We start from the raw sequence: 11,109 nt of genomic DNA on the forward strand, positions 1-11,109 counted from the left end.
GAGACTTCGAACGTGTGTTCTATTCTAGGTCCGCGATCCGATCCTGGTCAAGAGCCTGGACAAGTTGGTCGCGAGGAGGTCCGCGAGCCGGCCTGGCTGCACGGCGTGGCCGGCCTGCGTGCGCCTCGTGCCCGGCCTGCGACCGCCCGGCAGAGGCGCGAAACTGGACCGCATCGTTGACGCCGCGGAACGGACCCACGGGCTGCCGCCCAGGGAGGCCGCCATGCAAGCCGATCGCCGCCCGGCTAGTCGCCGAGGGTCGTCATGCGGCCGGTCAGTCGCCGGGCCACTCCCCGGTCCAGCGCTCGAAGGTCCGTGCCCCGCCGCGGTCGATCGCCGCCTTGACGACCGCGAACAGCGCGCCCTGGAGGGCCGCCGCGAGGAGCACCTCGCGCATCGGGTACTCGGACTCCAGTGCCGTGGGCGCGTCACCGTCGGACCCGACCGCAGCGCGCTTCCACACCTGCTTGAACAGTGCGCCCGCCACGATGCCGCCGATGATGCTGCCGGCGAGCCCGACGGGGCGGTAGAGCAGCTTGGCTGCGGTGCTGCCCTGCTGCTCAGTCCTGACGTGCTGACGAACGGTCATGCCGTTCCTCCTCCTTCGGGTCGTCGCCGGGGACGTCGGCCTCCAGGCCGCGGCTCTCGCGCAGCCGGCGGGCGCGCTCGACGTCCTCGGCCTCCTTGGCCTCGGCCTTCTCGATCTTGCGGGTGTCGCGTGGCGGCAGCTGGACACGGCGCTCGGCGGGCAGGCCGGCCTGCAGCTCCCGCCCGCGCTCGAGCTCGGCGTTCAGCTCGGCACCGAACAGCAGCGCCAGGTTGGTGATCCACAGCCACAGCAGGAGCACCACGGCTCCGGCGAGGGTGCCGTAGGTCTTGTCGTAGCTGGAGAAGTTGGCCACGTAGAAGCCGAAGCCTGCTGACGCCAGGACCCAGACGACGATCGCGAGGACGGCGCCCACGCTGGTCCACCGGAACCGTGGCTGCTCCACGTTCGGCGTCGCGTAGTAGAGGATCGCGACGATCACGATGACGGCCACGAGCATGACCGGCCACTTGGCGACGTCCCACACGAGCACCGCCGTGTTGCCCAGGCCGATGGCGTTGCCCACGGCCCTGGCTGCCGGACCGGTCATCACGAGCGCAAGCGCCACCACTGCGGAGAGCAGGACGGCAGCCAGCGTGACCAGCAGCAGCACGGGGCGCAGCTTCCAGAACGGCCTGCCCTCGCGCACCCCGTACATCCGGTTCATCGCGCGGCCGAAGGCACCGACAAAGCCCGATGCCGACCACAGCGCGGTCAGCAGGCCGAGCACGAAGGCGAAGCCGGCGGTGTGGGTGTGCTGGCCCAGCGACTCCAGCGCCGGCCGCAGCGTCCCGACCGCCGTGCCGGCCCCCAGCTGACGCAGGATGCCCAGCAGCGTGTCGACGGTCTGCTGCCCCTGCCCGAAGAGCCCGACCAGGGACAGCAGGGCGATCGCGGCGGGGAACAGTGCCAGCACCGAGTAGTAGGTCAGTGCCGCGGCGAGGTCGGTGCACTGGTCGGTGGAGAACTCGCGCGCCGTCTTGCGCAGCACGTATCCCCACGAGGGCTTCGTCAGGTCGGTCGGTGTCTCGGGCTTGACCGGGCTGTCCGGTGCCACCCGCCCGTGCCGGCCCGCGGACGTGCTCATGGGCGACGCCGCCGCCACACCACCAGCCCGGTCAGCGTGGCCACGGCCGTGGCGGCCAGCGCCGCAGTCGGCACGACGTGGGTCCGCGCTGAGTCACGAGCCCGGGCGACGGCGCGGGACACGCCCGCCTGGGCCCGGCTCTTCACGTCGAGCCGCTCGGACAGCGCCTCGACCGTCTCCCCCAGCTCCCTGCGGGTGAGCGCGATGTCCTGCTCGAGCTCGGCCTTGGTCGCCGGGGACGGCTGGGAGTCGAGGGCGGAGCCGGGGGTGCCGGTCTCGTCATACGGAGTGGCGGCCATGGTGGCTTGCCTCCTTCACCTCGGCGACGTCGCGCTCGACGCTGTCGATGGTCTCGCGGGGCACCGGGGGTGCCGCCTCCTGCACCTGCCTGCGGCCGGCCAGCGCGGCGACGCCTGCGGCGGCGAAGACGACCACGGTGACGACCAGCGCAGCCAGCCACGCCGGCAGCGCGAGGGACAGGGCCAGGATCGCGGTGGCGATCAGGGTCGCGAGCCCGAACCAGGCGAGAACCCCTGCGGCACCGAACATCCCGGCGCCGACGCCGGCGTGCCTGACCTTGTCGGTGATCTCGACCTTGGCCAGCTCCAGCTCGTCGCGGATGAGGCGGGTCGACTGCTCCGACAGCCTCGTCAGCAGCTCGGCGACCGAGGGGTCGTCATGGACGATGGCGCCGGTCTCAGCCATGGTGGCCTCCGGTCACCGCGGGGCGGCGGTGGTGCCTGTGGGTGCTCTTCATGGACTGCCTCCCTGAGTCGCGTGCCTGACCCGTGCCCCATCCCGGCAACCTCAAACGGCCCCCGTCCGCATGGCGGTCGCGACGTGCACGGCGGGCAGACCGGTCGACGACGTCCGGTGCAGGGTCCGGGCGACCTCCCGGTTGACACGGCGGGGTCTTTGCCGCGTTCGGGCGGTCGCTGTCGGTCCGCTGGGTCAGAATGAGGGCGTGCCGGAGCTGCCCGAGGTCCAGGCGCTCGTCGACTTCCTGCGCGAGCGCACGGACGGCCTCGCCGTCGCGGGGGTCGAGCTCGGCTCGATCAGCGTGCTGAAGACCTACGACCCGCCGCCGCAGGCACTCGCCGGCCTCGTCGTGAGCGGCGTGCAGCGGCACGGCAAGTTCGTCGACCTCGACCTCGACGGCCTGCACCTGGTCTTCCACCTCGCTCGCGCGGGCTGGCTGCGCTGGTCCGACCAGCTGACCACCACGCCGCTGCGACCCGGCAAGTCGCCGATCGCCCTGCGGGTGCGCCTGTCCGACGGCAGTGGCTTCGACCTGACCGAGGCCGGCACGCAGAAGCGGCTCGCGGCATACATCGTCGACGACCCGCAGAAGGTGCCCGGCATCGCGAGCCTGGGGCCCGACCCGCTGGCCGACGGCTTCGGCGAGGCCGACTTCGCCGCGCTGCTGGCCGGGCGGCGCACGCAGGTCAAGGGCCTGCTCAAGGACCAGGGCTTCCTGGCCGGCGTCGGCAACGCCTATTCCGACGAGGTGCTCCACGCGGCCCGACTCTCGCCGTTCGCCCTCGCCGCCGCGCTCGACGAGGAGGAGGTGGCGCGCCTCTACGCCGCGCTGCGCGACGTCCTCGAGCACGCGGTGGCGGCCGCGTCCGGCAAGCCGGCCAAGGAGCTCAAGGACGCCAAGCGGGCCGGCATGCGCGTCCACGGTCGCACCGGCCAGGCCTGCCCGGTCTGCGGCGACGTGGTGCGCGAGGTGTCCTTCGCCGACTCGTCCCTGCAGTACTGCCCCACCTGCCAGACCGGCGGCAAGCCGCTGGCGGACCGCCGGCTCTCCCGCCTGCTCAAGTGAGCGTGAGCCTCGTCGCATCGACGCCGCGGACCCTGCGGGACGCCGCTGCGCCGATGAGAGGATGCCGCGCATGACCCAGATCCCCACGGTGACCGTCTCCGACGTCCACGACCACGCGACGATCCTCGACGTGCGCGAGCCCGATGAGTGGGCCGCCGGCCACGCGCCGGGCGCCGTGCACATCCCGCTGGGTGACCTGCCTGCCCGCCTCGGCGAGCTGCCCGACACCGACGCCGGCACCCTCGCGGTGACCTGCCGCGGTGGCGGCCGCTCCTCCCGGGCGGTGGCCTGGCTGCAGCAGCAGGGCTTCGACGTGGCCAACCTCGACGGCGGCATGAAGGCCTGGCACGCGGCCGGCAAGCCGATCGAGGCCGACGGTCAGGCCGAGCCCTCGGTCATCTGAGTGACTCGACCGTCGTCACCACCGAGGTGACCGACGGCCGGGCCGGGGTCGACCCGAAGCCGAAGCGCACCGGGGGGTCCACCGGGCGCAGGACGCCGAGGTCCTCGCCCTCCCACGCGCCGGCGGCGGTGCGCAGCGCGCGGACGTCCGTCGCGCCGTACCACTCGCGCCGACCCTGGCCGGCGGTCCCCCGCGTGCGCACGCCGCGCAGCACCACCCGGGCGACCGGGTCGACCGCGCCCGCGAACCAGGGCGCGGTCGCGACGGGGGACGGTATGCCGTGCAGCAGCCATCCCAGCGTGGTCCGGCGGCCGAGGCCGAGGGTCAGCGTCAGCGGCCCCGCCTCGAGCCGCCACCGGTCCGCGGTGGCCACGACGGTGACGGGGGTCAGCCGGACCTCGTCGAAGGTGTAGGTCGCCGCGACGAAGTCGGCCACCTGCTGCGTCGGGGCGAGCAGCACCCGGTGCCCGTCCGGCCGCTCCACCATGACGTCGGCGAAGGACCCCAGCGGCGACTGCAGCCAGCGGCCGATGACCACCCGGGTGCCGCCGCTGGTGCCCAGACCGGCGATCTGACCGGCGAACCGCCAGCGTGTGGTCCGGGCGCTCATGCGGCACAGGCTACGGGCCGCCGCGACACGATCGGCGACTATCGCGAGTTCTCGGGCTGGCGCTAGACAGCCGGATAGTCTCCGAGCGTGGACCCGATCCGGAACCCCTATGCCCCCGGAGCCGGCCAGCGGCCGCCGGAGCTGGCCGGCCGCGACGAGCAGCTGCGGGCCTTCGACGTGGTGCTGGAACGCATCGCCAAGGGGCGGCCGGAGCGCTCCATCGTCCTGACCGGGCTGCGCGGCGTCGGCAAGACGGTGCTGCTCAATGCCCTGCGCAGCGCAGCCGTCCGCGCCCACTGGGGGACCGGCAAGCTCGAGGCGCGTCCCGACCAGCGGCTGCGCCGCCCGCTCAGCGCCGCCCTGCACACCGCGGTCCGCGAGCTGGGGCACGCGCAGTCCGCTGAGGTGGACCACGTCCTCGGCGTGATCAAGGCGTTCGCCCAGCGGGAGGCGCCGGTCAACGCCAGGCTGCGCGACCGCTGGCAGCCCGGCATCGATGCGCCGGCGGTGCCCGGCCGGGCCGACTCCGGCGACATCGAGATCGACCTGGTCGAGCTGCTCACCGACGTGGGTGGCCTGGCCGCGGACGTCGGCAAGGGCGTCGGCATCTTCATCGACGAGATGCAGGACCTCGACCCCGAGGACGTGTCGGCCCTGTGCGCCGCCTGCCACGAGATCAGCCAGAGCGGGCTGCCGGTCATCGTCGTCGGGGCGGGCCTGCCCCACCTGCCGGCGGTGCTCAGCGCGAGCAAGTCCTACAGCGAGCGGCTGTTCCGCTACAACCGGATCGACCGCCTCGACCGCGCCGCTGCCGACCTCGCGCTGCAGTCCCCGGCCAAGGACGAGGACGCCGAGTTCGACGACGAGGCGCTGCAGGCCATGTATGCCGCGACCGCCGGCTACCCGTACTTCGTCCAGGCCTACGGCAAGGTGGCCTGGGACGTGGCGGTCGGCACCCCGATCAGCGCCGAGGACGTGCGCGTCGCGGCGCCGGAGGCCGAGGCCGAGCTGGCCGTGGGGTTCTTCGGCTCCCGCTACGAGCGAGCCACGCCGGCCGAGCGGGAGTACCTGCGCGCCATGGCCGACGCCGCGCTCGCCGAGGTGGAGGCCTCAGGCGACTCATCCTCGGTCGACGAGGTCGGCTCGGTGCCCACGGCAGCCGTCGCGTCGATCCTCGGGCGCAAGCCGCAGTCACTCTCGCCGGCACGTGACGCCCTGCTCAAGAAGGGCCTCATCTACTCCGGCGAGCGGGGGCGGATCGCCTTCACCGTGCCGCACTTCGGCCGCTATCTGCGCGCCCACGGCTGAGTCGGCGGCCTCCCGCCGCGGCTCGCGGCATAAGCGCGGGCCGGCCCGTGGCCAGTGACCAGCCTTGACGACATACAACCATTCGGTTGTACATTGATGGCATGGACGAGAGGAACGAGGACCGGGCCGACGCCCTGTTCCACGCGCTCGCCGACCGGACCCGGCGCGACATCCTGCGCCGCGTCCTGGCGGGTGAGCACTCCGTCTCGGCGCTGGCGGCGGACTACGACATGAGCTTCGCCGCCGTCCAGAAGCACGTCGCCGTCCTCGAGAAGGCCGGCCTGCTCACCAAACGGCGCAGCGGGCGCGAGGCCCTGGCGAGCGGCGACGTGGAAGCAGTGCGCTCCGTCGCCTCGATGCTCGACGAGCTCGAGGCGGTGTGGCGCGGTCGCATCGACCGCATCGATTCCCTCCTGGCAGAAGAGAGCTGACCATGCCCGTCACCGACATCACCAAGGACGTCGACACCCGCACCATCACGATCACCGCGACGTTCGCCGCCCCCGTCACGCGGGTCTGGGCGCTGTATGCCGACCCGCGCCAGCTCGAGCGAGTCTGGGGTCCGCCGTCCCACCCGGCGACGTTCGTCGACCACTCGCTGACCGTCGGGTCCCGCTCGACGTACTACATGACCGGTCCCGAGGGCGAGAAGTACCCCGGCTGGTGGCGGATCACGGACGTCGACGAGCCCCGCAGCTTCGCCTTCGACGACGGCTTCGCCGACGAGGACTTCAACGAGGCCCCGGGGATGCCCGTGTCGCACAACGTCTACACCTTCGACCCTGATGGGGAGGGCACTCGCGCGACGTACGTCGCGTCGTACGCGTCGGCCGACGACCTGCAGAAGGTCCTCGACATGGGCCTGGAAGAGGGGGCTCGCCTGGCCCTCAACCAGATCGACGACTTCCTGGCCCGCACCGCCTGACCCGGATCGGGGAGGCCTGTGCCGGTCGCGCACGGCGGTGCGTGACCGGCATACCGGCGAAAACCCTTTGTCCGCAGCGCGGCGACCCTGCTGCACTGGCACGGACAGCGAAACCCAGGAACAGGACCCACTGCCATGCGCGAAGCCTTCATGCCCCGCCCGCTGACCCTCTTTGGTGCGAAGGACATGAAGCTTGGCACGGACACTCAACCTCGGGATCCTGGCGCACGTCGACGCCGGTAAGACCACCCTCACCGAGCGGCTGCTGCACGCCGCCGGCGTCATCGACGAGGTCGGCAGCGTCGACCGCGGCACCACCCACACGGACACCCTCGCGCTGGAGCGTCAGCGCGGCATCACCATCCGCTCCGCGGTCGTCTCGTTCACCCTCGGCGACGTCACGGTCAACCTCGTCGACACCCCGGGCCACTCCGACTTCATCGCCGAGGTCGAGCGTGCCCTGGCGGTGCTCGACGGCGCGGTCCTCGTCGTCTCCGCCGTGGAGGGCGTGCAGGCCCAGACCCGCGTGCTCATGCGGGTGCTGCAACGTCTGCGCATCCCGAGGGTGGTCTTCGTCAACAAGGTCGACCGCGCCGGCGCCCGGCCCGAGGCGGTGCTCGCCGAGATCGCCGACCGGCTCACACCGGACGTGGTGGCGATGGGCGAGGTCGTCGACGCCGGCACCCGGGCAGCGCGCGTCGAGTGCGCCCCGGACACCGACCCGGCCACCTGCGACCGGCTTGCGGAGGTCCTCACCCGGCACGACGACCGGCTCCTGGCGGCCTGGCTCGACGGCGACGGAGACGGCGTTGCGCCGGCCCGGCTCCGGGCCGCGCTGGCCGAGCAGACCGCCGCGGTCCGGGTGCACCCCGTGCTGTTCGGGTCCGCGGCCACCGGCGCCGGGGTCGCCGAGCTCATGGCCGCCCTGACCGCCCTGCTGCCCACCGCCGGAGGCGACCCCGACGGCCCGGCCTCGGGCACCGTGTTCAAGGTCGAGCGCGGCCCGGCCGGGGAACGACTGGCCTGGGTGCGGCTGTTCTCGGGCACGGTCCGGGTCCGCGACCGGCTCCCGGTGGGCGGCGCCGACGCCCGCGTCACCGGGATCCGCCTGTCCGAGAACGGTGACGAGGTGCCGGCGCACGAGCTCGCGGCAGGCCGGGTCGGCGTGCTGTCCGGCCTGACCGGGGTGCGCGTCGGTGACGCGATCGGTATGCCGTGGGAAGCCGCCGCGCGCGCCCACCAGTTCTCCCCGCCCTCCCTGGAGACGGTCGTCGAGGCGTGCGACGCCCGCCGGCGCGGTGCCCTCCACGCCGCCCTGACCGAGCTCTGCGAGCAGGACCCGATGGTCGGCCTGCGGCAGGACGACGTGCGCCGGGAGCTGTCGGTCTCGCTCTACGGCGAGGTGCAGAAGGAGGTGCTGGCGGCGACCCTCGCGGACGAGTACGGCGTGCGGGTCGCGTTCCGGGAGACCACGCCGCTGTGCATCGAGCGGGTGCTGGGCCCGGGTGCGGCGTTCGAGCTGATCGACGTCCACCCCAACCCGTTCCTGGCCACGGTCGGCCTGGCCGTGGCGCCGGCGCCGGTCGGGCACGGCGTGGACGTCCGTCTCGGTGTCGAGCTCGGCTCGATGCCGGCGGCGTTCTTCACCGCGGTGGAGGGCGCGGTCCGGGAGACCCTCCTCCAGGGGCTGCACGGCTGGGCTGTGCCCGACGCCGTGGTCACCGTGACCCACTCGGGCTACTGGGCCCGGCAGAGCCACGCCCACGGCACGTTCGACGCCAGCATGTCGAGCACCGCCGGCGACTTCCGGCTGCTCACCCCGCTGGTGCTGGCGACCGCGCTGCGCCGGGCCGGCACCCAGGTCTGCGAGCCGGTCCACCGGTTCGAGGTCGAGGTCCCCGACGACGCGCTGAACGCCGTCCTGGCGCTCCTGTCCCGCACCCAGGCGGTGCCGCTGGAGACGCAGGTGAGAGGCACGGCATACCTGTTGTCCGGGCTGGTCCCGGCCGCCCGGGTGCACCAGCTGCGTCAGCAGCTGCCCGGGGTGAGCCGGGGCGAGGGCGTGCTCGTCGACGCCTTCGACCACCACGAGCCGGTCCGTGGCCCGGCGCCGGAGCGGGCGAGGACGGACCTCAACCCGCTCGACCGTAGGGAGTACCTGCGGGTCGCCCGGGGGCGGTGATCGCTGCCATGCTGGCGCTCACGTGCCTCGAGCCGGAGGAGACCCGCCGTGACAGACCTGTCCGACCCGACGTGGTGGCGTTCCGCCGTGGTCTACCAGATCTACCCGCGCAGCTTCGCCGACAGCAACGCCGACGGGATCGGTGACCTGCCGGGCATCACCTCCCGCGTGGGCTACCTGCGTGACCTGGGCGTCGACGCCGTGTGGCTCAGCCCGTTCTACCCCTCGGCGCTGGCGGACGGTGGCTACGACGTCGACGACTACCGCGACGTGGACCCGCGGCTGGGCACGCTCGCCGACTTCGACGCGATGGTGGAGGCGTTGCACGACAACGGGATCCGCGTGGTCGTCGACATCGTGCCCAACCACACCTCCGACCGGCACGCGTGGTTCCGGGAGGCGCTCGCGTCACCGGCGGGCTCGGCCGCGCGCCACCGCTACATCTTCCGCGACGGCACCGGCCCGGACGGCTCGCTGCCGCCGAACGACTGGGAGTCCGGCTTCGGCGGCCCGGCGTGGGAGCGCACGCGCGACGGCCAGTGGTACTTCCACCACTTCGCCCGGGAGCAGCCCGACCTCAACTGGGACAACCCCGAGGTCCGGGCCGACTTCCGCACCACGCTGCGGTTCTGGGCCGACCGCGGGGTCGACGGCTTCCGCGTGGACGTGGCGCACGGCCTGGTCAAGGACATGAGCGAGCCGTTCGACCCGTGGGCCGACGTGGCGCAGATGCAGCGCGGCGACGGGTCGCACCCGCTGTGGGACCGGGACGGCGTGCACGAGGTCTATGCGTCCTGGCGGGCGGTGTTCGACGAGTACGACCCGCCCCGGTTCGCCGTCGCGGAGGCGAGCGTCCACCCCCGCCGTCGCGCGCGGTACGCCTCGGCGCAGGGGCTCGGCCAGGCGTTCAACTTCGAGATGCAGGAGGCCGACTGGCGGGTCGGGGACTATCGGCGCGTCATCGACTCCGGCGTGGCCGACATGCTCGAGAGCGGGTCGTCGACGACGTGGCTGCTCGGCTGCCACGACACCCCGCGGGTGGCCACGCGCTATGGCCTGCCGGTGGCTCCGGACGGGCACGCCCAGCAGGTGGCGCGGCAGTGGCTGCTGCGCGACGGGGCCGAGCCGGTGCTGGACCGCGCGCTGGGCGAGCGGCGCGCCCGTGCGGCGGCCCTCGTCCTGCTCGCCCTGCCCGGTTCGACCTACGTCTACCAGGGTGACGAGCTCGGCCTGCACGAGGTCGGCGACCTGCCCGCGGCTGCCCTCCAGGACCCGATGGCCTTCCGCTCCGGTGGTGCCGAGAAGGGCCGGGACGGCTGCCGGGTGCCGTTGCCGTGGACGGCCCAGGGGCCATCCTTCGGGTTCGGCGGCGACGGAGCGCACCTTCCCCAGCCCGCGTGGTTCGGCCGGTATGCCGTGCAGTCCCAGGAGGCCGACCCCTCCTCGACGCTGGCGCTCTACCGGTCCGCGCTGGCGTGGCGTCGCCGGCTGGCCCGGGGTGAGGACCTGGCGTGGGTCGAGGACGAGCCGCACGTGCTGCACTTCGCCCGCCCCGGCGGGTGGCACTGCGTCACCGCGTTCGGCGACGGGCCCGTGGCGCTGCCCGACGGGGAGCTGCTGCTGGCCAGCGCACCCCTGGAAGGCGGCCGGCTGCCTGCCGAGGCGACCGCGTGGGTCCGCGTGGGCTGACCGGATCGTTCCGGTGTTCGGCTGGATCCGGCCTCGCCAGCCCGGGTCGGCCCGGGCACGCTGGTGCTCATGAACACCACCGCACTGATCGTCATCGACGTCCAGGAGTCCTTCCGCCAGCGCGAGGCCTGGAACCGCATCGACACCCCCGACATCGACGAGCGCATCGCGCGGCTCGTCGACCACGCGCGGGCAGCCGGCCAGGACGTGATCTGGGTCCTGCACGCCGAGCCCGGCAGCGGCGGCGAGTTCGACCCCGAGCTCGGGCACGTGCGGCTGCTGCCCGGCCTCAAGCCCGAGCCGGGCGAGCCGACCATCACCAAGACCAGCCACAACGCGTTCACCACGACCAACCTGGCCCAGCAGCTGGTGGAGCGCGGCACCCGCGAGGTCGTCATCACCGGCATCCGCACCGAGCAGTGCTGCGAGACCACCGCGCGGGTGGCCAGCGACCTCGGCTACGACGTGCGCTTCGTCCTCGACGCGACAGCCAC

The 11,109-nt window shown here is 73.3% G+C and carries 13 protein-coding genes; 8 read left to right on the forward strand and 5 right to left on the reverse strand.

The genetic code is table 11. The features are described 5' to 3' along the window. Nucleotides 1-274: 274 nt before the first annotated feature. From VF825_RS02775 to VF825_RS02790, 4 genes are read right to left on the reverse strand one after another with little or no spacing between them, the layout of a single operon-like run. On the reverse strand, nucleotides 275-589 hold the full coding sequence (locus VF825_RS02775; protein WP_331109905.1) for a DUF4235 domain-containing protein: 315 nt from the start codon (nucleotides 587-589) through the stop codon (nucleotides 275-277). Further along, nucleotides 561-1,673 (reverse strand): YihY/virulence factor BrkB family protein, encoded by a 1,113-nt coding sequence (locus VF825_RS02780; protein WP_331109907.1) that lies wholly within the window; start codon nucleotides 1,671-1,673, stop codon nucleotides 561-563. The genes VF825_RS02775 and VF825_RS02780 overlap by 29 nt, the downstream gene beginning before the upstream one ends. After that, nucleotides 1,670-1,972, reverse strand: a complete 303-nt coding sequence (locus VF825_RS02785; protein ID WP_331109909.1) for a DUF3618 domain-containing protein — start codon at nucleotides 1,970-1,972, stop codon at nucleotides 1,670-1,672. The genes VF825_RS02780 and VF825_RS02785 overlap by 4 nt, the downstream gene beginning before the upstream one ends. Further along, nucleotides 1,953-2,378, reverse strand: a complete 426-nt coding sequence (locus VF825_RS02790) for a phage holin family protein (RefSeq protein WP_331109911.1) — start codon at nucleotides 2,376-2,378, stop codon at nucleotides 1,953-1,955. Before VF825_RS02790 ends, VF825_RS02785 begins: the two co-directional genes overlap by 20 nt. Nucleotides 2,379-2,637: 259 nt before the next feature. Here VF825_RS02790 and VF825_RS02795 point away from each other — a divergent pair, with 259 nt between their 5' ends. Together VF825_RS02795 and VF825_RS02800 are read left to right on the forward strand one after the other, a co-directional pair. Continuing rightward, nucleotides 2,638-3,498 (forward strand): Fpg/Nei family DNA glycosylase, encoded by an 861-nt coding sequence (locus VF825_RS02795; RefSeq protein ID WP_331109913.1) that lies wholly within the window; start codon nucleotides 2,638-2,640, stop codon nucleotides 3,496-3,498. Between the two features lie 70 nt (nucleotides 3,499-3,568). Further along, complete coding sequence (locus VF825_RS02800; RefSeq protein ID WP_331109915.1) at nucleotides 3,569-3,901, forward strand: rhodanese-like domain-containing protein; 333 nt, start codon at nucleotides 3,569-3,571, stop codon at nucleotides 3,899-3,901. On the opposite strand, the gene VF825_RS02805 is transcribed toward VF825_RS02800, so the two are convergent. Then, entirely contained in the window at nucleotides 3,894-4,511 is a 618-nt protein-coding gene (locus tag VF825_RS02805; RefSeq protein WP_331109917.1) for a hypothetical protein, read from the reverse strand. The genes VF825_RS02800 and VF825_RS02805 overlap by 8 nt on opposite strands. A gap of 87 nt (nucleotides 4,512-4,598) precedes the next feature. Here VF825_RS02805 and VF825_RS02810 point away from each other — a divergent pair, with 87 nt between their 5' ends. The 6 genes from VF825_RS02810 to VF825_RS02835 form a co-directional block, all read left to right on the forward strand. Then, nucleotides 4,599-5,819, forward strand: a complete 1,221-nt coding sequence (locus tag VF825_RS02810) for an ATP-binding protein (RefSeq protein WP_331109919.1) — start codon at nucleotides 4,599-4,601, stop codon at nucleotides 5,817-5,819. 101 nt (nucleotides 5,820-5,920) lie between these two features. Further along, complete coding sequence (locus VF825_RS02815; RefSeq protein ID WP_331109921.1) at nucleotides 5,921-6,250, forward strand: metalloregulator ArsR/SmtB family transcription factor; 330 nt, start codon at nucleotides 5,921-5,923, stop codon at nucleotides 6,248-6,250. A gap of 2 nt (nucleotides 6,251-6,252) precedes the next feature. Continuing rightward, nucleotides 6,253-6,744, forward strand: a complete 492-nt coding sequence (locus VF825_RS02820) for an SRPBCC domain-containing protein (protein WP_331109923.1) — start codon at nucleotides 6,253-6,255, stop codon at nucleotides 6,742-6,744. 193 nt (nucleotides 6,745-6,937) lie between these two features. Continuing rightward, the gene (locus VF825_RS02825; protein WP_331109925.1) at nucleotides 6,938-8,926 is read left to right on the forward strand and encodes a translation factor GTPase family protein; all 1,989 of its coding nucleotides are present in this window, start codon (nucleotides 6,938-6,940) and stop codon (nucleotides 8,924-8,926) included. A 48-nt stretch (nucleotides 8,927-8,974) separates the two neighbouring features. Continuing rightward, nucleotides 8,975-10,615, forward strand: a complete 1,641-nt coding sequence (locus tag VF825_RS02830) for an alpha-amylase family glycosyl hydrolase (protein WP_331109927.1) — start codon at nucleotides 8,975-8,977, stop codon at nucleotides 10,613-10,615. Between the two features lie 69 nt (nucleotides 10,616-10,684). Next, a partial coding sequence (locus VF825_RS02835) for a cysteine hydrolase family protein (RefSeq protein WP_331109929.1) occupies nucleotides 10,685-11,109 on the forward strand: 425 nt, incomplete at its 3' end.

Origin of the sequence: Oryzihumus sp. (assembly GCF_036391795.1) — a bacterium.
In the GTDB taxonomy this organism is placed as follows: Bacteria; Actinomycetota; Actinomycetes; order Actinomycetales; family Dermatophilaceae; genus Oryzihumus.